This window comes from Rhodococcus sp. MT28 (genome assembly GCF_058792695.1).
In genome coordinates, this window is the sequence record NZ_JBXAFD010000006.1 from 218,651 (window position 1) to 237,733 (window position 19,083).

General features: G+C 62.4%; 18 protein-coding genes. 9 read left to right on the plus strand and 9 right to left on the minus strand.

What is annotated here, in order from left to right:
* Window positions 1-5: 5 nt before the first annotated feature.
* The gene (locus AC1Q6C_RS23530; protein ID WP_204856146.1) at window positions 6-755 is read right to left on the minus strand and encodes a helix-turn-helix transcriptional regulator; all 750 of its coding nucleotides are present in this window, start codon (window positions 753-755) and stop codon (window positions 6-8) included.
* Between AC1Q6C_RS23530 and AC1Q6C_RS23535 the strand changes: the two genes are divergently transcribed.
* Both AC1Q6C_RS23535 and AC1Q6C_RS23540 read left to right on the plus strand, forming a co-directional pair.
* Complete coding sequence (locus AC1Q6C_RS23535) at window positions 730-1,575, plus strand: ABC transporter ATP-binding protein (protein WP_029254452.1); 846 nt, start codon at window positions 730-732, stop codon at window positions 1,573-1,575. The genes AC1Q6C_RS23530 and AC1Q6C_RS23535 overlap by 26 nt on opposite strands.
* Window positions 1,572-2,879 (plus strand): FtsX-like permease family protein, encoded by a 1,308-nt coding sequence (locus tag AC1Q6C_RS23540; protein WP_492666837.1) that lies wholly within the window; start codon window positions 1,572-1,574, stop codon window positions 2,877-2,879. Before AC1Q6C_RS23535 ends, AC1Q6C_RS23540 begins: the two co-directional genes overlap by 4 nt.
* An 18-nt stretch (window positions 2,880-2,897) precedes the next feature.
* Here AC1Q6C_RS23540 and AC1Q6C_RS23545 read toward each other — a convergent pair whose 3' ends face one another.
* The 4 genes from AC1Q6C_RS23545 to AC1Q6C_RS23560 all read right to left on the minus strand — a co-directional run bounded on the left by AC1Q6C_RS23545 (window position 2,898) and on the right by AC1Q6C_RS23560 (window position 6,435).
* Window positions 2,898-3,746: a sterol desaturase family protein gene (locus AC1Q6C_RS23545; RefSeq protein WP_204856148.1), complete on the minus strand. Its 849-nt coding sequence runs from the start codon at window positions 3,744-3,746 to the stop codon at window positions 2,898-2,900.
* An 82-nt stretch (window positions 3,747-3,828) separates the two neighbouring features.
* Complete coding sequence (locus tag AC1Q6C_RS23550) at window positions 3,829-4,638, minus strand: PE-PPE domain-containing protein (RefSeq protein ID WP_230359493.1); 810 nt, start codon at window positions 4,636-4,638, stop codon at window positions 3,829-3,831.
* A gap of 188 nt (window positions 4,639-4,826) precedes the next feature.
* The gene (locus tag AC1Q6C_RS23555; protein ID WP_047269621.1) at window positions 4,827-6,014 is read right to left on the minus strand and encodes a serine hydrolase domain-containing protein; all 1,188 of its coding nucleotides are present in this window, start codon (window positions 6,012-6,014) and stop codon (window positions 4,827-4,829) included.
* Between the two features lie 133 nt (window positions 6,015-6,147).
* A complete protein-coding gene (locus tag AC1Q6C_RS23560) occupies window positions 6,148-6,435 on the minus strand; it encodes a MerR family transcriptional regulator (RefSeq protein ID WP_003945791.1) in 288 nt (95 codons plus the stop codon).
* 484 nt (window positions 6,436-6,919) lie between these two features.
* Between AC1Q6C_RS23560 and AC1Q6C_RS23565 the strand changes: the two genes are divergently transcribed.
* Window positions 6,920-7,156 (plus strand): hypothetical protein, encoded by a 237-nt coding sequence (locus AC1Q6C_RS23565; protein WP_007734072.1) that lies wholly within the window; start codon window positions 6,920-6,922, stop codon window positions 7,154-7,156.
* A gap of 135 nt (window positions 7,157-7,291) precedes the next feature.
* Here the strand turns inward: AC1Q6C_RS23565 and AC1Q6C_RS23570 are convergent, their stop codons facing one another.
* From AC1Q6C_RS23570 to kstD, 3 genes are all read right to left on the minus strand, one after another.
* On the minus strand, window positions 7,292-9,055 hold the full coding sequence (locus AC1Q6C_RS23570) for a cholesterol oxidase substrate-binding domain-containing protein (RefSeq protein WP_007734073.1): 1,764 nt from the start codon (window positions 9,053-9,055) through the stop codon (window positions 7,292-7,294).
* Window positions 9,056-9,124: 69 nt separating this feature from the next.
* Window positions 9,125-9,982 carry a MaoC/PaaZ C-terminal domain-containing protein gene (locus AC1Q6C_RS23575; protein ID WP_003945880.1) on the minus strand — a complete coding sequence of 286 codons (858 nt, stop codon included), beginning with the start codon at window positions 9,980-9,982 and terminating at the stop codon, window positions 9,125-9,127.
* Window positions 9,972-11,696 (minus strand): 3-oxosteroid 1-dehydrogenase, encoded by a 1,725-nt coding sequence (kstD, locus tag AC1Q6C_RS23580; protein ID WP_197523639.1) that lies wholly within the window; start codon window positions 11,694-11,696, stop codon window positions 9,972-9,974. The genes AC1Q6C_RS23575 and kstD overlap by 11 nt, the downstream gene beginning before the upstream one ends.
* A gap of 115 nt (window positions 11,697-11,811) precedes the next feature.
* Between kstD and AC1Q6C_RS23585 the strand changes: the two genes are divergently transcribed.
* From AC1Q6C_RS23585 to AC1Q6C_RS23610, 6 genes are read left to right on the plus strand one after another with little or no spacing between them, the layout of a single operon-like run.
* Window positions 11,812-13,410 (plus strand): FAD-binding protein, encoded by a 1,599-nt coding sequence (locus tag AC1Q6C_RS23585; RefSeq protein ID WP_064443102.1) that lies wholly within the window; start codon window positions 11,812-11,814, stop codon window positions 13,408-13,410.
* Between the two features lie 3 nt (window positions 13,411-13,413).
* Window positions 13,414-14,199 carry a 2-keto-4-pentenoate hydratase gene (locus tag AC1Q6C_RS23590; protein WP_042449395.1) on the plus strand — a complete coding sequence of 262 codons (786 nt, stop codon included), beginning with the start codon at window positions 13,414-13,416 and terminating at the stop codon, window positions 14,197-14,199.
* An 8-nt stretch (window positions 14,200-14,207) separates the two neighbouring features.
* Window positions 14,208-15,110 carry an acetaldehyde dehydrogenase (acetylating) gene (locus AC1Q6C_RS23595; RefSeq protein WP_050655875.1) on the plus strand — a complete coding sequence of 301 codons (903 nt, stop codon included), beginning with the start codon at window positions 14,208-14,210 and terminating at the stop codon, window positions 15,108-15,110.
* Window positions 15,107-16,150, plus strand: a complete 1,044-nt coding sequence (gene dmpG / locus AC1Q6C_RS23600; RefSeq protein ID WP_230359494.1) for a 4-hydroxy-2-oxovalerate aldolase — start codon at window positions 15,107-15,109, stop codon at window positions 16,148-16,150. The genes AC1Q6C_RS23595 and dmpG overlap by 4 nt, the downstream gene beginning before the upstream one ends.
* 3 nt (window positions 16,151-16,153) lie before the next feature.
* On the plus strand, window positions 16,154-16,906 hold the full coding sequence (locus AC1Q6C_RS23605; protein ID WP_003945607.1) for an SDR family NAD(P)-dependent oxidoreductase: 753 nt from the start codon (window positions 16,154-16,156) through the stop codon (window positions 16,904-16,906).
* On the plus strand, window positions 16,903-17,391 hold the full coding sequence (locus AC1Q6C_RS23610) for a VOC family protein (protein ID WP_007734086.1): 489 nt from the start codon (window positions 16,903-16,905) through the stop codon (window positions 17,389-17,391). The genes AC1Q6C_RS23605 and AC1Q6C_RS23610 overlap by 4 nt, the downstream gene beginning before the upstream one ends.
* Here the strand turns inward: AC1Q6C_RS23610 and AC1Q6C_RS23615 are convergent.
* Window positions 17,378-18,985: an FAD-dependent monooxygenase gene (locus AC1Q6C_RS23615; RefSeq protein ID WP_492666864.1), complete on the minus strand. Its 1,608-nt coding sequence runs from the start codon at window positions 18,983-18,985 to the stop codon at window positions 17,378-17,380. The two genes, AC1Q6C_RS23610 and AC1Q6C_RS23615, sit on opposite strands and share 14 nt — an antisense overlap.
* Window positions 18,986-19,083 lie beyond the last annotated feature (98 nt).

The following is a 19,083-nucleotide window of genomic DNA, read 5'->3' on the forward strand; positions in this document are numbered from 1 at the left end:
CAGCGTCAATTCCAGGTGAGATCGCCGGTCGCGGCGCTGGGCGTGAGTCCGAACATGCTGTGGCAGATCCGGTTGAGATGGGCGCTGTCGGTGAAACCGGCCTCGTGTGCACTGGTTGTCAGGGTTGCGCCACTGCTCATCACTTCCATGGCACGTCGTAACCGTAACCAGCGGATGTAGGTCGAAAAGCTCATCTGCAGTTGATCGTTGAAGATTCTTCCCAGCCGTCCGGGCGAGATGGAGACCAGGGCGGCGGTGTCCGTCACCGTTATCGGCCCCGAAAGTCGCTCGGGCAGTATCGTCAGAGCATGCTCGAGTGCAGGGTGAAGAGCGCGTACGCTCGACGGCTGCTTGCTTTCGGACAGTGAATCGATCAGCCTCGCTGCGTATTCCAGATCCGAATCAGCGCCGCGGTCCGTCATCGCTACTGCGGTCTGCCCACGGTCCGACCAGTCGGCCACACCACCGCGGCCCGGCTCCGGTGGCCTGATGCGCAGACCCATCCCGGTGGTGGAGTCAATGTAGATCGCCCGTCCCCGCGCACCCTCGGAGGCGGACAACGCGTGGGCCGCCCCGGATGGAATGACCACGGACCGCACGACTTCACTGTGGCCGTCCCCGTCCGTGACCATGACGTCCCCGTCGTCGATGATCATGATCTGAACAGCGGCGTGCGAATGCATGTGCGCGGATCCCACTGCGCCGGTGAACATGAGAATTCCGGGCTGCATGTGGACGGCGCCGGACCAGGTCATGTCGGAAATCATAGTGACGACCCTGACAGAGCTCGGGGTCCGGTCATCCTCCGGTAGGACCGAGCTCAGTCCGAAGATCGTGCGCTGGGCCGATGTGTTCGCGAGGGGTTCACGAGAAGGTGGAATCATGAACAACGCACAAGCACCCGCAGTCCTGTCGGTCCACGCGCTGGGCAAGTCGTACGGCGACGTTCCAGTGCTCCGAGGTGTATCGCTGGAAGTGCGCGCCGGTACTGCTACGGCCATCATGGGTCCTTCAGGGTCGGGCAAGTCGACTCTGCTGCATTGCATGTCAGGAATCGTCAAGCCCGACTCGGGAGCAATCCTGCTGAGCGGCAGGCATATCGAGAACCTCGGTGAGAACGACCGCAGCCGCCTCCGACGCGAGTCGTACGGATTCGTTTTTCAATCGGGCCAACTGTTACCGGAGCTTCCGGCGATCGAGAACGTCGCTTTGCCCTTGGTGCTCAACGGGTTGTCCATCGCCGAAGCCAAGCGGACGGCGCACGGCTTCTTCGCGCCATTGGGACTGGACGGTCTGCAGGACCGTCGCCCGGGTCAGATGTCGGGTGGTCAGTCGCAACGTGTGGCGATTGCGCGAGCGTTGGTGACCAAACCCGCCGTTCTCTTCGCGGACGAGCCGACCGGTGCCCTCGACGCGCAGACGAGTTGGGAGGTGATGAGGGTGTTGCGTGATTCGGCTCAACAGATCGGTTCTGCGTTGGTCGTCGTCACTCACGATGCCGAAGTCGCTCGGTGGTGTGATCGCACGATGATGATGCAGGCCGGTTCGCTCGTCGGGACACAGGTGGCGGCATGAAGGCCACAGCGCGCGTTGCATTGATGACGGTGCGAGGTGAAGGCCGAAAGGCCTTGAGTACCTTCGCGCTCCCAGTGTCCGCATTTGCCGCCTCGACGACGTTGTTGCTGACGGTGCTCGGCGGCTACGGTGCATTTGCGGGCAGATCGAGCGAACCCGAAGCCGAGGCGTACCTAGCGCTCGCAGGGGTTGCTTCGGTGTTGATGATCGTTCCAGCCGTCACTCTCGGTCTGGCGGCGGCCCGCTTGGGCGCGCGCCGTCGCGACGAACGACTTGCCTCGCTGCGACTCATCGGATCCACCCCTCGCCAGATCGTTGCGCTGTGCGCTGCGGAATCGGGTATCCAGGGCTTGGCCGGTGCGTTGATCGGTGTGGTGGGATACCTCCTCGCGTTGCCGCTCGTAGCTCTCTTGAGATCTCAAGGTCGGACATTCGAGTGGAGTGAGCTTTGGGTAGGCGCACTTCCGCTGGTGGGCATCGTATTCGGAATGACCATCCTGGCTGCTTTGACGTCGATGCTCGGGATGCGCCAGGTGTTCGTGAGCCCGTTGGGCGTCACGGCGGGCAATCCCAGCGCCGCACCGAAGATGATCTTCGCGGTGGCTGGGGTGGGGGTTCTTCTGGGGTGGAGTGCATTTGGGGGCTCCGCGGCAAGCATCGCGGCAATCCTGGTGGGCCTTGGTCTCTGCTTCGGCGTTGTTGCGTTGGTCGGTCCGTTCGTCATTTCGCTGCTTGGACGGATCATGCTCAAATGCGCCAAAGACGGTGCTTCGCTGATTGCGGCGCGTCGGGTCCTGGATAATCCGAAGGCTGTGTGGCGCACGGTCAGCGGTGTGACGATGGCCAGCTTCGTTGCCGCAGGCACATCTCTCCTCGCCGCGATAGGCAACGGGGAAGGGCAGGATTTGCAGCCAGGGCAGGAGTTCCTGTTCGCGGACATGAGAACCGGGGTGTTGTTCACTCTCGGAGCAACATTCACGTTGGCGGCCATCTCGTCTGCGCTCACCCAGGTATCCGGGATCCTCGACAACCGTGAGCTGTATCGGAGTCTGACTTTGGCCGGCACACCTGTCGAGGTGATGGACAGCGCCCGCATGAGGCACGTTCGCACTCCCGTGGTGGTGATGGCACTGGCCGGCGCCGGCGCTGCACTGCTGTTCCTCTTCCCGCTGGCAGGGGCAGCCGTATTGACCACTCCGATGGCGCTGGTTCAGTTGGGCGTCACCCTGGCTGTGGGGATCGCGTTGGTGTTGGCCAGTGCGTTTGCAGCCAAGCCCGTCATGCGACGGGTACTCGCGGGCTGAATCTCCACCCCTCGTCCGTCAGTTCTGTCTCCGGAACGGTTCGGCCAACTGGCCGAGGTAGTCGTCCGGGTAGTCGGGCTTGGCCGCCATTCCGAGATCGTCACTGCTGAATCGCTTTTCCGGATCGAAAGAATAAGTGCGGAACAGGTGATCCCAGATCAGAGTGAACAAACCGAAATTGACGTCACCGATTCCCGCCCACTTGAGGTGATGGAATCGGTGGCCGGCGTTGATGGCGAGTATCGGGCGCAGGGGGCCGATGCGGTAGTCGGCATTCGAATGCTGAAGCAGGAGTTGGACAGCGACACAAACCGCGAGCGCCGAGGCAACTGGAACGGGCATCCCGAGGAGGATCAGTGGCAGGACGCCACCTGCGGTTTCGAAAGTCTGATGCACGGGGTGCTTCATCAGTCCGTTCATACCGTAGAACCGTTCGAGGCTGTGATGAACCGCGTGGAAACGCCACAACCATCCAACCCTGTGGCTGATCAAATGCACGACGGTGATGCCGAAATCGGCAACCAACACTGCGAAGACGACCTGAACGACAAACGGAAGACCGTTCGGCCACAGCCCGTCGAACGGAATCACCGCTGCCATCAACGGGATGACCGCGACGCTGACCAAGATGAGAGATTCGTTGACAAACGCATGGACCGCGTCGCGAAACCTGTCCGGTCCGGGGGCATTCCACGAAGATTCGTAGGGAAGCGCCCGTTCGGCGGCGAAAGAGCAGACCACTGCGAAGAGAATCAATGCCACCAGTGACCATTTCGGCGCGCCGGATGCCGCCAGCGCGATTGCGGCTCCGTTGATTCCCAAGAGCACGAACGGGACGTACCCGTATCTGACGATGAAGGTGAGCATGTATTCGATGGTGCACGGCGCGGGTGGTCCTCGACTTGTACGAATCGGTCGACTTTCAGTCAGCCGAACAAGCGGTATCGCGTTACTTCGTCAGCACGGTGGCGAGTGCAGCGCTCAGATACGGAGTGATGTTCTCGACGACCCGTGTCACGATCGCAGTGGCGACGTCGGCGGGTTGCAGTGGCACCGATGGTGTCTGCGGCAATGCCGGGGGAGCAGGCGGAGCGGGCTCGGACATCATCGGCGTGTAGGTGTTGTGTTTCGTGAAGTAGCCGAAGACCGAATCCACGAACACCTCGGGCGCATCACGCGGCTTGGGCATGTTGCAGATGCCGTCACCCTCGATGCAGACTTCCTGCACTGAGATGTCTCCGAATCCGCCGCGTGCTCCGGACATCGTCGCTCCCGGAACGACATTGGGCACTACGGTTTCGATGCCCCCGGCCGAGTTGCGAGGGTCGGCGTAGAGGACGCCTTCGACTTGCGACTGCGGAATGGATCCGTCGCGTGCGATGTCACCGAGAACGTCGCCGGCAATCCGTGCTCCCTGTGAGTATCCGGTGACGACGATCTCGCTGCCCGGGCACTGAGCGTGGAAAGCGTTGACTTCAGTGCGAAGCGTCTGGGCGCCGGCGGCAACGCTCTGGTCGTACGTCTGTTCGCCGAGCGGCCAGAAGCTGGCGGGGTAGGTCACCGGCTTGGAGGCGTAACCCTGGGCGACGTAGCGGTCGGTGACGGGTTGCGTCGTTTGTCCCGTCGGATCCCACGTTCCGCCGACCGCGAATACCGCACCGGCCGGGCACGACCCACCGTCATTCGGGTCCGCTCCGGCAGGTACCGACATCACAAGAGTCACCCCCGCTGTGACTGCAACCGTGCATGCCACTGACATCGCGTATTTCCTCATCGGGCCTGTCCCCATCTATCTACGTTCTCGTTCACTGGCGAGACAACCCGCGGTCCGACGCGTTTCGTTCGGTACTGAAGAGAATGGTGATGGGGCGATAAGTCCTGGAGGTAATCCGTGCGTAAACAGGAAGTTGCCGACCGGCGCTGTTTACTACCAGCGTGTGTGGGGCGTCACGGCGTCGGTACCTGCGGCGGGTGATCCGGCTCGAGGAGGGTTCCGATCTCCTTCCCCATCGACACGGCGTTGTTGAGGTCCGCGTTGGTTGTCGGCCCGAGTGTGGCGTAGACGACGATCGTCGTCTTCGAATCGGGGTAGTAGAGCGCGAGACCGTTGTAACCGCCGTACGACGGGTTCATCACCAGCCAGCCGTCGAGGTGCCCGGTCCCGAAGGAAAAGAACTTGTCCGCCGTCATACTTCCCAAGCCCGCAGTCGTCGGCGCCATCTGCTGCTCGAAAGCCTTGTCGGAGAGTAACTCTCCCGTTCCCAGCGCGCGCACCCACTTTCCGACGTCGGCGACAGGCGCGTTCATGTTTCCGCTGTGCAGGAACGCCGTCGGATTCCAGAAAGTGGAGTCTTCGAATACTCCACGTTCATTGGTGTAACCGTGCAGGATCGGTTCGTCCATCTGCGACGTGAGTACAACGCTGCTGTGATCCATCCCGAGTGGATCGAAGACGCGCTGCTGAAGTAGTTCGCCCAGCGGTTTTCCAGTCGCTTTCTCCATGACGTCGCCGAGCAGCGTCAGGTCGCTGTGCGCGTACGCCCAACTGGTGCCGGGTTCGAACAACGGCGGGCGGGAGTTGGCAAGATCCAGGATCTCTCGAGAAGTCCAGCCCTTCATCGGGTTGTCCGTGAAGAGTTTGAGGAACTGTGGATCGGTCACGTAGTCGGAGATGCCCGACGTGCTGTTGGCCAGCATTCGCGGAGTGATGGTGTCTGCGCGTGGAAAGTTCGGTTCCCACTTCGCGATCGGTTGATCGAGGGGAAGCGTTCCCTCTTCGTCGAGTTGCAGCAGGACTGTCGAGAGCATCGGTTCCATCGGTTGGCCGACGCGCAACTGCATGTCGGTTGTCGCCGGAACTCCGACAGGGGACTCTCCGTCGGCGCCGAGAGCAACTTCGTCGTCGCCTCGCCACACCCCGAACACAGCGGCACTGAGGCCCAAGTCGGCCACTTGGCGGCGGACGATGTCCGTGATCTCGGTGGATTCCCGACTGCTCGAGGTGCTGGGAGAGGCGCTGCCCGTGTTTGTTGCGGAGTCATCGTCGGAACTGCACGCAGCGGTTGCAATGGCAACGGTCAAGGCGATCGACAGAGCAGACAGCCGCACCCGAGCGCGGTGGTGGGAGGAAGTCATGCCTGCGATCCCTTCGATGTGGAAATCGAGCAACCGACGCCGAGCAATGTCCCAATTGGCCGAATTTACCGCAGTTGGAAGGAGGAGGGGTCAGATCGACCGTATAGGCGCATCTGCTGTTCGAGTGCAGTCCTCATTCGGGTGCCGCGTCCGGTTCCTCTCGCAGGTCCTGCGCTTGCTGAAGCTCGGCGTTGATGCGACGGGCTTCGGTGAGTTGGTCTTCGAGGATGATGATGCGGCAAGCCGCGTCGAGCGCCGTGCCGTTGGCTACGAGTTCGTGCGCGCGGGCTGCGATGCGCAGCTGGTAGCGGGAGTAGCGGCGATGTCCGCCCTCAGAGCGTTGCGGGGTAAGTAGTTTCGCGGCATCGAGGCTACGAAGGAAAGCTTGCCTGACACCGAGGATCTCGGCCGCATGTCCCATGCTGTACGCAGGATAGTTCTCGTCGTCGAATCTGCCGGAGGGGTCCCCCGGTGGTGTATCTGCCGGAATGGCTCGCTTCTTTCGCTGAACGGACGGGGCCCCCGGCGCGAGGAGCGCCGGGGGCCGGATGGGGTTGAACTTACTTACATAACTGCATTCTTTCGAACTTCCGGACTCGCACAAGACATCCGGTAGCCGCTTTGAAGGGGGGTGCCGGGTCCGACTACACACTCACACACGAATTCGGCCCCGGCACGTCCCTGCCCTGCGGTACTGCTTGCGGGTAGTTCATCTCTCCCGCATCTCTTGACTCGTTCCTTGCTACGAGAAAAAAGATACAACAGCCTCGCGAGAATGTCTACCCTGACCGCTGTAGATATTTTGTTGCGAACATTCTAGGTGTTGATATTCAGGAACGGCCTGGTCGCCGGGGGTGAGAGCGCTCAATGTGAGTCATAGGAGATGGATCTGGGACAATGCTCCGATGCGAAATACCCCGAAGTCCGAGTCGTTGTTGCGCGCCCGCGCGGAGAGGGAAGAGCGCACCGGCTCCTCCGAGCATCCAGCTGGTGGCGCGCCGAACCCCGGAGAGGACTCGTCGTCGTCCGAGCCGGGGGCACGCAGCGACAGCGCCACGATTCGGTCGGCTCGGTCCGAGCTCTCAACTCACGCCAGGGCAGTGGAAAGTATGCACGAGGCGATCCATCCTGATCGCGATTGAGGCAGCTGCCTCGTCGGAATGCGGGGGACTCCTTCATCCCGCTCACTGCAACGCACGACGGCCGCCGCACTCCCGAAAGTAAGGGGAGTGGTGACGACCGTCGAGTTGTCAGAGTGTGCGCTCAGTACTTGAACCTCAAGGCAGCAACTGGTCCAGGAAGGTGTTGCTGAAGACCTTGTGCGGATCCAACGCGTTGAATGCGGCGTTGGCGGTGTCCCAGTTGTCGCTCGATGGGACGCCGTCGCGGTAGGTCTGGGGGAGGCCCTGGGTGATGATCGGGGTGTCGGTGTACGGCTTGTCGGGGCCGAACGCCCAGCCCTTGGACCACTCGGGGCGGAAGGTGGCGTCGTTGTTGTTGTAGTGATTACGCATCCACTGTTCCATTTCGCGGTAGAACGCGAACATGCCGGGGGTTCCGGGGACGCCGAGGACGTTGAGCCAGATGGCGGTGTCCCATTCCGGATGGTCGGGGCGAGGGCGCATGGCCGAGATGGTGGGGGCGCCTGCCGAGTCGACCTCGACATCCGACGGTTGATCGAGGCCGCAGCAACGGATTTCGACGGGCCCGTTGAGGGGGAACTGTCCGATGGAGCGGTAGTACTCCATGCGGCCGTTGAACCACTGGGTGAAGTCGTGGATGACCTGGCCGATGTTGGCGCGAGAGGTGATGACGGCTCCGCCGCCCTCGGTCAGGCGCAGGGTGGTGGCCCGGATGTAGAACTGGACGTCCTTGGACCATCCCCACAGGTCGTTGGAGAACGTCGCGGCGAGTCCGGCAACGGTGGTGGCGTACATGATCTGCCCGAATGCCGGTGCGATGCCCGGGTTTCCGGAGTTGATCTGGCCGATCATGTCGGTGACCGGCTCCGGGAGGTTGTCGGAGAAGATGTAGTTGTACGGTCCGGTCACCTCACGCGAGAACGGCGGCTTGGTGGGGGCAAGTGACCACACCTTCATCCACGGGCGTTCGGTGAAGGGGTACCAGATTGCTTCTGCGCGACCGTTTTCGCGGACGAACTTCTCGAAGGTGCGTCCGGACGCTCCGCGGGCGCCGAAGAGTTCCTGCCAACCAATGTCGGTGTGGCTGACGCAGCGCATGCGGTAATTGGGGGCGGCCTGCAAGGTGACGGAGGTGAGGAAGGTGCGTCCGAGGTGAGTCAGCAGCGGCTTGATCGCCGCGTCGCTACGTGCATACGTCTTCAGCGCGTACTCGCTGCCGTTCCAGACCACTGCGGTCAGGGACGTGACGAGGTTGGAGAGTGAGCCGAAAGTCTGTCCGGGAACGTGTGCTTCGCCTTCGGCGGGAAGAGCTGCGCCGTGAGCGTCGACGGCGAGGCAGCCGGCAATGGTCAACACACCCGGCGCCGGCAGGTTCGCGAACCCGAGGCCCTGTGCCTGCAGTGCGGTGGTGATGGCGTCGAGGGTCGCGCCGGGTCCTGCGGTGACGGTGGCTGGGCTGCCACCGGCGTTGACGGAGACTCCGGTGAGGTGGACCGTGGTGTCGGCGAGGATGACCTTGTCGACCGGCGCACCGTTGACGATGGTCAGCGGCGTCCAGCCGTGCATGGCACCGCGGGGACGAATGGTGTAGCCGTTGGCATGACCCCAGTTCGCGAGGCGGACTACGTCTTCGGGCGTCTTGGGTGAACAGGTCCAGATCGCGTCGAGCATGATCTCTTTGGACCAGTTCTGATATGCCTGCTGGTACAGCGCGATGCCTTCGGGGAAGGCAGGCGGCGGTGTGAGGGTGGACACGGGACCACCCGCGGAGCCGGAAGAGCCGGCGGGGACGGCGTAGGCCGGCGTCCAGCCGGCGAATGCGGTCGCTGCCACGGCGCCGGCTCCAGCGGCCATGAAACCTCGTCGGGACAGTCGGAACTTTTCGTCTTGTGCCGTCATCTTCGGGCTACTCCATCGGGTTCGAGAACTACGGTGAGTTCTAACAGGTGGGTATCAGACAGGTTGGTATCAGACAAGAGTGAGAACTACGTCAGCCAGGGCAGGAGCTTCGCGCTCCAGTACAGAAGCTGAGATCAGGAGTCGCCCATTGTCTTTCCAGATCTGGATACTCAAGTTCTCGCCGGGAAATACGACCCCGGCAAAGCGGGCCCGAAATCCGGCTACCCGACTGCTGTCGCCGTCGAGCATGGTATCCACTGCGGTCTTGCAGACCATTCCGTAAGTACACAGTCCATGCAGGATAGGCGCTGGAAAGCCTGCCGCGGAGGCGAATTGCGGATCCGAGTGCAACGGATTCCGATCACCACACATCCGGTACAGCAAAGCCTGCTGTGGAAGCACAGGCGTCACCACTGTCTCATCTGCTTCGCGATCCGGAAGCGTAATCGACTCCGACGGACCACGTTCACCCCCGAAACCACCCTCGCCGCGGGCGAAAATGGACGAGCGAGCTGTCCACAGCGGGTTGCCCTCGGCGTCAACCGTGACGGATTCCTGCACGATCACCGCGGCCTTGCCCTTGTCCCAGACCTCGGCGATTCGAGTTGTGGTGCGGCCACTTCCACTTGCCGGGATCGGCTGATGGACAGTGACTTCCTGGCTCCCGTGGACTACCTTCGCCAGATCGATTTCGACGCCGGGGAACGACACCTTCGGTGCTTCGGTGGCGTGGAAGTTGGCGGCGACGGTGGCAAAGGTGGGTAGTACCTGAGGCTTTTCGTCGTCGAGGTATCGAAGCTCGTTCGGATCAAGCGGACGAGCACCTGCCCCCAGGGCCAAGTGGTAGTGCTGCACGTCCGACGGGGTCCACGAGAACTCTTGTGGCGCAAGCTCGGCGCCGAGTGCGATCTTCGGATCAATTGGCATGGTCGACCGCCGTCTTTTCAGCTGCAGGTGCTTCGGTTGTCTCGGCCTTCTTCGCACGCTCGACGATGTCGAGTACGGCCAAGTAACCGAAAGTCATTGCGGGACCGATGGTCGCGCCTGGTCCGGCGTAGGTGTGGCCCATGACCGGAGCGCTCGCGTTGCCAGCCGCGTAGAGGCCGTCGATGACGCTTCCGTCTTCGCGTAGTGCTCGGCCGTTGACGTCGGTGCAGATTCCGCCCTTGGTGCCGAGGTCACCCGGAACCATCTTGATGGCGTAGAACGGAGCCTTGCTGATTTCGGCGAGGCTGGGGTTCTTCAGTCGGGGATCGCCGTAGTAAGCGTCGTAACCACTGTCACCGCGTCCGAAGTCCTCGTCCTTGCCGTTGCGTGCGAAGCCGTTGAACCGGTCGACGGTTTCGGTCAGCGATGCGACGGGAAGCCCTGTCTTCTCTGCCAATTCGGCGATGGTTCCCGCCTTGACCACGATGCCGGCCTTGAGCCAGCGGCCGGGGAAGGGGGAGCGGGGAGTGATACCGGCAAACGTGTAGCGGTTGCGGTAGCGCTGATCGAGAATCATCCACGTCGGGATGTTCTCGCCGGGGCCCTCGCCCTGACCGTACTCACCGCCGTACATCGCATGGGTTGCCTCGACGTACGGAGCCGCCTCGTTGCCGAAGCGCTTGCCCGACATGTTGACCATCATGCAGCCCGGGAGGGTGCGCTCGGAGAGAGCGAACCACGGTCCGCCGGTCAGCGGAATGGACGGGCCCCACCAGGCGTCGTCCATGAAATCGACTGCAGCGCCCACTTCTTGGCCTGCGCGGATACCGTCGCCGGTGTTTGCCTTCGCGCCGACGGTCCATTCGGTGCCGATAGGTGCGCGCTGGTACTTCTCACGCATTTCCTTGTTGTGCTCGAATCCGCCGGATCCCAACACGACTCCGTGGCGAGCGCGGATGACCTGATCCTCGCCGTCGACGATGACGTTGACGCCGCGAACTGCGCCGTCTTCGGTGTACAGGGAGGTCAGCGGGGTGTTCAGCAGGATGGGTACTCCGGCGGACTGAAGTCCGAGTCGAATACCGGCGACCAGTGCCTGGCCGCGAACCAGCAGATCCTTCTTGGTGGCCTTCGCTGCGAGGAATCGCATGCCGACCTTCATGGCGCGCAGGGGTCCGCGAGGATTGCGCATCAGCAGGTTGAGCCACTTGTAGTCGGCCTGGGTGATGACGAAGTTCTTGGGGGCCTTGACGTAGTCGGGCTCGAGGTTCTTGCGGTCGGCGCCCAACTTGTTGCCGTCGAACGGGGTGGGCTCGACACTGCGGCCACCGAGGCGTCCGCCGGGTGCTTCCGGGTAGTAGTCGGAGTAGCCGGGAACCCACTGCAGCTCGAGCGGGCTGTTCTTCAACACGAACGAGAGCATCTCGGGACCGCGCTCGAGATAGGTGTCGATGCGTTCGGGAGCGACAACGTCGCCGATGATGCTGTGCAGGTAGGAACGTGCGGCCTCCGGTGTATCGGTGACACCGTCCGCTTGAAGTGCCTCGTTGTTGGGGATCCAGACCCCACCACCGGAACGGGCGGTCGATCCGCCGTAGTGGGCGGCTTTCTCCACGATGACCACACTCAAGCCCTGGTGGGCTGCGGTCAAGGCCGCTGTCATACCTGCGGCACCACTGCCGACGACGACGATGTCGTATTCCTGCTTGCTCATGTAGAACACGTTATAGAATGATGGGGGTGTCAGTCCATGCTTTCTGCCAGGAAGTATTTCCGGACGTTGTCATTGATAACGAAACACGTTGCAGTGAGATTGAGGATGGTGCGGTGTGACCTGGGATACTTCGGTTGACGTCCTTGTGGTCGGGTTCGGTGTGGCGGGCGCCAGTGCGGCGCTCGAAGCGGTAGCGGCCGGTTCGTCGGTTTTGGCAATCGACCGAGCACTCGGTGGTGGTGCCAGCACGATTTCCGGAGGAATCTACTACGCCGGCGGCGGCACCGTGATTCAAAAGGAAGCCGGTGTCGAGGACAGTCCCGAAGCCATGCTCGCCTACCTGAACCGCGAGGTCGGTGACGCGGTGACGCCGCAGACTCTGCGCCGGTTCGTCGACGAGAGCCCGGCGTCGATCGACTGGCTGCGCAGTCACGGCGTGCCGTTCGAGGCCTCACTCTGTCCGTACAAGACGTCGTACCCGAGCAACAAGCACTACCTCTACTTCTCGGGTAGCGAATCGGCCGGCGGGTTCCGTGACATCGCAAAACCTGCTCCGCGTGGTCATCGCGCCAAGGGGCGTGGCACGTCGGGAAAGATGCTGTACGGCCCGCTCGCGAAGTCCGCGGAGGCGAAGGGCGTCCAGTTGCTCGGCCAGACGCGAGCGGACCGGCTGATCATCGAGGACGGCCGGGTGATCGGCGTCGAAGCACTGACGCTGCGTGACGCACCCGCCGGAGTTCGTCGCCGTCACGCGACGCTCGGGTCCTTGTCCTCCAAGCCCGGCGTCTACGCACCGCAGTTGCGCACGATTCTCGACGCACTGATCGCGAAGATCGAGAAGAAGCACGCCAAGCGGATTCGTATCCAGGCACGCGGCGGCGTGATCCTCAGCGCCGGCGGCTTCGTGTCCAATCGCGAGATGATGCGTACCCATGCTCCCGCCTACAAGGGCGGTATCCCGCTCGGCACCTCCGGGGACGATGGCAAAGGCATCAACCTCGGTGTCGAAGCCGGGGGAGCCACCGACAAGCTCGGCAATGTGTCCGCCTGGCGATTCATCGTCCCGCCGAGTGCTTTTCTCGGTTCCATTTTGGTGGGTGAATCCGGTGCGCGAATCGTCGACGAGTCCCGTTACGGTGCCGCTCTCGGTCAGGCGATGGCGGAGAAGAGCAGCGGAATCGGTTGGCTGCTGGCAGATTCCGAACTCGTTCGCGAAGCGAAATCGCAGATAAGTGACCAGTCGATGTGGTTCCAGCGGGTACAGACCACCGGAATGATGCGTACTGCATTGCGTGGCAACACCATTGCCGAGGTCGCCCGCAAAGCGGGGATAGACGTCGCCGGCCTTCAAGCCACCGTCGACGCGCACAACTCCGCTGCCGCTGCCGGACAACCTGATCCGATGGGTAAACCGTCGGACTTCGTCAGGCCGATACTGTCTGCGCCGTTCACGATGTACGACGTCTCGATCAAGCCCAACATGATGAATCCGTGCCCGATGCTCACGCTCGGTGGATTGGTGGTCGACGAATCGTCCGGCATGGTGAAAAACGAGGCCGGGGAGGGTATCCCTGGTCTGTACGCCGCCGGCCGTACCGCGGTCGGTATCTGTTCCAACTCGTATGTGAGCGGCTTGTCGCTCGCCGACTGCGTATTCTCCGGACGACGAGCCGGTCAGCACGCAGCCGCATTCTCCACAGTCGGAAAGGCCTGAACGATGCTCTCGACGCAGATCCGCGGCGAACTTGCCGACCATCTTGATTCGGCGGAACGGGATCGCGCTCCGATCAGCCCGCTGATCGCCACGTATCCGGACATCGACGTCGTCGACGCCTACGAGATCCAGCTCATCAACATCCGGCGTCGTGTTGCCGGTGGCGCAAAGGTGGTCGGACACAAGGTCGGACTCTCGTCACTGGCGATGCAGCAGATGATGGGCGTAGACGAGCCAGATTACGGTCACCTGCTCGCCGAGATGGAAGAGTTCGAGAACCGTCCGGTCGACACGTCGCGCTTCTGCTTCCCGCGCGTCGAGGTGGAGGTCGCCTTCATTCTGGGAGCAGATCTGCCGGGCGCCGGGTGCACCGAACAAGACGTCATCGACGCTACTGTCGCCTATGCGCCGTCCATCGAGTTGATCGACAGCCGGATCAAGGACTGGAAGATCGGCCTCTCGGACACCATCGCGGACAACGCGTCCTCCGCCGGGTTCATCCTCGGCAAGGAACGAGTTCGCCCGTCGGACATCGACATCAAGGCCATCGACGCGGTGCTGACCTGCAACGGGGAGCGGATTGCGGAGGGGCGCAGCGATGCGGTTCTCGGTAACCCGGTCACCGCTGTCGCGTGGTTGGCGCAGAAGGTCGACACGTTCGGAGTTCGGCTCAAGGCCGGCGACATCGTTCTGCCGGGTTCGTGCACGCGAGCGATCGACGCTCATCCAGGCGACAACTTCCGAGCCGAGTTCAGCGGCCTCGGTTCCGTCTCTCTTCAGTTCACGTAGGAGTAGTCATGACCAAGGCAAGTGTGGCGATCGTCGGATCGGGAAACATCAGTACCGATCTGTTGTACAAATTGCAGCGTTCCGAGTGGCTCGAACCGCGATGGATGATCGGAATCGATCCCGAGAGTGAAGGATTGGCGCGCGCCCGCAAGATGGGACTCGAGACCTCCGCCGAGGGCGTCGACTGGTTGCTCAGCCAGGCGGAGAAACCGGACCTGGTCTTCGAGGCGACGTCGGCATACGTGCACCGCGAGGCAGCACCACGCTACGAGGCCGCCGGTATCCGTGCCATCGACCTGACGCCGGCCGCGGTCGGCCCGGCTGTGGTTCCGCCCGCGAACCTGCGTGAGCACCTGGACGCACCCAACGTCAACATGATCACCTGCGGTGGGCAGGCAACCATTCCGATCGTCTACGCGGTATCACGTGTCGTCGACGTGGCGTACGCCGAGATCGTCGCCTCCGTTGCATCGTTGTCCGCCGGCCCGGGAACTCGCGCGAACATCGATGAGTTCACCAAGACCACCAGCCGCGGTATCGAGACCATCGGCGGCGCACAGCGCGGCAAGGCGATCATCATCCTCAACCCCGCGGACCCGCCGATGATCATGCGCGACACAATCTTCTGCGCTATCCCCGAAGACGCCGATCAGGCCGCGATCACCGACTCCATTCACCGCGTCGTCAAGGACATCCAGCAGTACGTGCCCGGCTACCGGTTGCTCAACGAACCGCAGTTCGACGAACCGAGCGTCGTTTCCGGTGGCTATGCAACGGTCACCACGTTCGTCGAGGTCGAAGGCGCAGGCGATTTCCTGCCGCCGTACGCGGGCAACCTCGACATCATGACGGCAGCAGCCACCAAGGTGGGCGAGGAAATCGCCCAGAAGCTTCTGAGTGTGAAGGCATGAGCGACATGATTCATTTCGATTCGAGCTGGGACATCCGCGTCACCGACACATCGCTGCGCGACGGCTCCCACCACAAGCGTCATCAGTTCACCGTCGACGAAGTACGAGCCATCGTCGGTGCCCTCGACGGAGCCGGAGTGCCGGTCATCGAGGTCACTCACGGCGACGGTCTCGGCGGATCCTCCTTCAACTACGGCTTCTCGAAGACTCCCGAGCAGGAACTGATCAAAGCTGCAGTCGAGACGGCGACCAACGCGAAGATCGCCTTCCTGATGCTGCCCGGGTTGGGCATCAAGGACGACATCGTCATCGCACAGGACAACGGTGCGTCCATCTGCCGCATTGCAACTCACTGCACCGAGGCAGACGTATCCATCCAGCACTTCGGCCTCGCGCGTGAGCGTGGACTCGAAACAGTCGGATTCCTCATGATGGCTCACTCGATTCCGCCGGAGAAGCTGGCCAAGCAGGCTCGCATCATGGCCGACGCGGGTTGCCAGTGTGTGTACGTGGTCGACTCGGCCGGCGCGCTGGTACTCGAGCAGGTATCCGATCGCGTCGAGGCGCTGGTTCAGGAACTCGGCAACAACGCTCAGGTCGGCTTCCACGGCCACGAGAACCTGGGCCTGGGCGTCGCCAATTCCATTGCGGCAGTTCGTGCGGGAGCCAAGCAGATCGACGGTAGTACCCGTCGGTTCGGTGCCGGCGCCGGCAACGCCCCGGTCGAGGCGTTTGTCGGTGTTTGCGACAAGATCGGCGTCAAGACCGGTATCGACTTCTTCGCCATCGCCGATGCAGCCGAAGATGTTGTGCGCCCGGCAATGCCGCAGGAATGCCTGCTCGATCGTCAAGCACTGATGATGGGCTACGCCGGCGTGTACTCGAGCTTCCTCAAGCATGCCGAGCGTCAGGCCGAGCGGTACGGAGTGTCGTCCGCGGAGCTGTTGGTGCGCGCAGGTAAGCGCAAGTTGGTCGGCGGACAGGAAGATCAGTTGATCGACATCGCGCTGGAACTCCAGCGCGAAGCAGCGGCTTCCTAGGTCATGGCAGACGTACTGGCCGGAAAAGTGGCCTTGGTGACCGGCGCGTCCTCAGGGTTGGGGCGCGCGGTGGCCGAGATACTCCACCGCAGGGGCGCACAGGTTTTCGGTATCGCCCGCGACAAGGAAAAGCTGCGACAGTCGATGGTCGAGGTGGTCGGCGCGGATGGAGAGCGTCGTTTCGCGGCGACGGACGTCTCGGATTCCGCTCAGTGTGATGCGGCCGTGCAGGCGTGCGTCGACGAACTCGGTGGTATCGACATCCTCGTCAACGTGGCGGGATCGCACTCGCTTCGTCATACGGCGGATATTGCGGATTCCGAATGGGCACATGACCTTGCGGTCAATCTGAACGGACCGTTCTTCCTTTCCCGAGCAGCACTGCCGCACTTGCTGGAACGGGGCGGCAACATCGTCAACGTCTCCTCGATCGCGGGACTGGAAGGGCAGGCGTACTCGGCTGGATACTGTGCTGCCAAGCACGGACTCATCGGACTGACCCGAGCGATGGCGATGGAGTTCACCGGAAAGTCTCTGCGTGTCAACGCAATCTGCCCCGGCGGCATGATGACTCCTCAAGTCACCGGATTCACCTTCCCCGACGGAGTCGACTTCGACCTCGTCATGAAGGTTGCCTCGCCGCGTGGCTTGATGGAAGCCGAGGACGTTGCGAAGATGGTGGCTTTCGTCGCCTCCGACGACGCCTCGGCGATACACGGGGCCGTCTACTCGGTGGACAACGGAAAAATGGCATGACCCCGTTGGTCTCGGGACCGATCTTCCAGATCTGCTGGGTGGTCGAGGAGATCGAGGCCGCCGAACAGGAGTTCACTCGGCAGTGGGGAGTGGAGCGATGGCTACGTATGCCAGACATCGCCTTTGGTCCCGAGACCACAACGTATCGAGGTGAGCCCGCGGACTATGTCGTTCACGTGTCGATCGGATATGCGGGCAGCCAACAGCTCGAGTTGATCCAACCAGTGTCCGGACGCAACCTGTACACGGAGTTCCTGGAGACTCACGGCGTCGGAGTTCATCACCTGGCTTGGGTTCCAGGCGATTACGAGGCGACGTTGCTCGAGGCCGAGCGTCGCGGAATGTCGGTGGTGCAACAAGGTCGGGTAGAGGGCGTCGGCATGGAGTTCTCCTACCTCGATGCCGGGCCGTTGGGTGGATACGTCGAGTTGATGAAGCTCTCGCCCGAGATTCGGTTGATGTTCGCTTCGCTCATTCCTGATTGACGGCAAATACTTTCGTGAAGTAGTCGGAAACGTTCTCCGGGTGACCACGGAATCCGAGGTAGCCGTCGGGGCGAATGACCAGCGCCGCCGTACCTTCGACCCCATACGCGGCGCACAGTTGCGAGGCGTTGTCCTCGATGATCGGCACCAGCGAGTCGACGGTCACGGTTCCCGGTGGCACTATCGCGTAGACGTCCAGCAAGCCGTGCGCTGATCGAATTGCGGCGTCGGCGACCTTCTCCAAGCTGTTGATGCTCTCCGCGGATCCGTCCGAAGTCAGCAGTAACGTGTGGTCGACTCCGGACAGCAAGTCGAACAACCGAATTGGATACTGCACACCGTCTCGGCGCATTCCGCGTGCATCGGGTGCACGCTCGCCCGGTTGAACGTGTGGACTCGAAGAATTACGCCCGGTGTTCAGCGGACTCTCCGAGTAGTCGATCAACAATTGAGCCTGGCGCCGCATTGCCGTGTCGATGGAGGACTCTCCCGAACCGATTCCTTCTCGAGCATTTCGGACCGTCATTCCGACGACTTCTTCACCGACCGGCCGCCTTTCGGCGTCGTAGGTCTCGAGAAGATCCGCTTTCGCAACACCTTTGACGGCGAGCGCTATCTTCCACGCAAGATTGTGGGCGTCCTGGATCCCGGTGTTCATGCCCTGCGCGCCAGTCGGGGGATGGATGTGCGCGGCGTCGCCGGCGACAAAAACCCGTCCGCGACCGTAAGCGTCGACGATGCGGTGGCTGATGCGGAAGACCGAGGACCATCGCAGCATCGAGGCGGTTGTCGGTTCTGGGGACAGTCTGTCGAGCACGGCCTGGATGTGATGGAGTTCCGGTGTCTTGCCGGTTGAAAAACCGTGTTGTACAGCGGCTTTGTTCGACGATTCGTCCGGCATCAAATCGTCCGGAACGAGCATCGACATGCGGTACCGCTTGTGTCCGGGAAGTGGGATGCAGACGAGTAGATCGTCGGTGGTTCCGTCGTCGGTGGTGTGGTTGGCGCGGACGGAGTAGCCGCTGGGGATCGACCAGTCGACTTCGACGTCACCGAGCATGTAGCTTTCCGCAAACGCGCCGCCCTCGAAGCTCAGGCCAAGCCCTTTGCGGACCACGCTGTGCGCGCCGTCGGAACCCACCAGGTACCGGGCTGTCACAGTGCTGCCGTCGCTGAGGGTGCAGGTGACGGCGTCGTCGGACTGTTCGAATGCGGTGAGGCCGACTCCGCGTTCGACGGTTGTTCCCAACTCGGTGAGGCGCTCGGTGAGGATGCGCTCCGTCGAGTACTGAGGCAGGCAGAGAAACCAGTAAGGAACGTCGTCGGGGAGGGTGAGGTCGACGCGGCCGACCTCGACGCCGTTCGTGTACATGATCTGACCGCGCATCAATGTCGAGGCGTCGAGTGCCTGGCGGAGCACCCCCATGTTCTCGAAGAGTTCGAGAGTGCGTGGCTGAATCCCGACGGCTTTCGCGTATTGCCGCGGTTCGTCGAGGGGGTCGACTATTCGACAGGAGATACCGCGTCTGCGCAGCTCGATCGCGGTGGTCAATCCGATCGGGCCGGCGCCCGCTACCAATACGTCGGTATCCATGAGGACCCACTCACGTCGGGGACAGTCGGTCATTTCAGTATGGGTACGCGAACTTTTGTTTTGGGGAAATTCGCGCAGATCGGGCATTTTGGGGCTTT

Excerpts from the sequence above, each read along its gene's own strand:
- AC1Q6C_RS23535 (WP_029254452.1), top strand. The coding sequence starts at position 730 with ATGTGGACGGCGCCGGACCAGGTCATGTCGGAAATCATAGTGACGACC.
- AC1Q6C_RS23530 (WP_204856146.1), bottom strand. The coding sequence starts at position 755 with ATGACCTGGTCCGGCGCCGTCCACATGCAGCCCGGAATTCTCATGTTC.
- AC1Q6C_RS23540 (WP_492666837.1), top strand. The coding sequence starts at position 1,572 with ATGAAGGCCACAGCGCGCGTTGCATTGATGACGGTGCGAGGTGAAGGC.
- AC1Q6C_RS23545 (WP_204856148.1), bottom strand. The coding sequence starts at position 3,746 with ATGCTCACCTTCATCGTCAGATACGGGTACGTCCCGTTCGTGCTCTTG.
- AC1Q6C_RS23550 (WP_230359493.1), bottom strand. The coding sequence starts at position 4,638 with ATGTCAGTGGCATGCACGGTTGCAGTCACAGCGGGGGTGACTCTTGTG.
- AC1Q6C_RS23555 (WP_047269621.1), bottom strand. The coding sequence starts at position 6,014 with ATGACTTCCTCCCACCACCGCGCTCGGGTGCGGCTGTCTGCTCTGTCG.
- AC1Q6C_RS23560 (WP_003945791.1), bottom strand. The coding sequence starts at position 6,435 with ATGGGACATGCGGCCGAGATCCTCGGTGTCAGGCAAGCTTTCCTTCGT.
- AC1Q6C_RS23565 (WP_007734072.1), top strand. The coding sequence starts at position 6,920 with ATGCGAAATACCCCGAAGTCCGAGTCGTTGTTGCGCGCCCGCGCGGAG.
- AC1Q6C_RS23570 (WP_007734073.1), bottom strand. The coding sequence starts at position 9,055 with ATGACGGCACAAGACGAAAAGTTCCGACTGTCCCGACGAGGTTTCATG.
- AC1Q6C_RS23575 (WP_003945880.1), bottom strand. The coding sequence starts at position 9,982 with ATGCCAATTGATCCGAAGATCGCACTCGGCGCCGAGCTTGCGCCACAA.
- kstD (WP_197523639.1), bottom strand. The coding sequence starts at position 11,696 with ATGAGCAAGCAGGAATACGACATCGTCGTCGTCGGCAGTGGTGCCGCA.
- AC1Q6C_RS23590 (WP_042449395.1), top strand. The coding sequence starts at position 13,414 with ATGCTCTCGACGCAGATCCGCGGCGAACTTGCCGACCATCTTGATTCG.
- AC1Q6C_RS23595 (WP_050655875.1), top strand. The coding sequence starts at position 14,208 with ATGACCAAGGCAAGTGTGGCGATCGTCGGATCGGGAAACATCAGTACC.
- dmpG (WP_230359494.1), top strand. The coding sequence starts at position 15,107 with ATGAGCGACATGATTCATTTCGATTCGAGCTGGGACATCCGCGTCACC.
- AC1Q6C_RS23605 (WP_003945607.1), top strand. The coding sequence starts at position 16,154 with ATGGCAGACGTACTGGCCGGAAAAGTGGCCTTGGTGACCGGCGCGTCC.
- AC1Q6C_RS23610 (WP_007734086.1), top strand. The coding sequence starts at position 16,903 with ATGACCCCGTTGGTCTCGGGACCGATCTTCCAGATCTGCTGGGTGGTC.
- AC1Q6C_RS23615 (WP_492666864.1), bottom strand. The coding sequence starts at position 18,985 with ATGGATACCGACGTATTGGTAGCGGGCGCCGGCCCGATCGGATTGACC.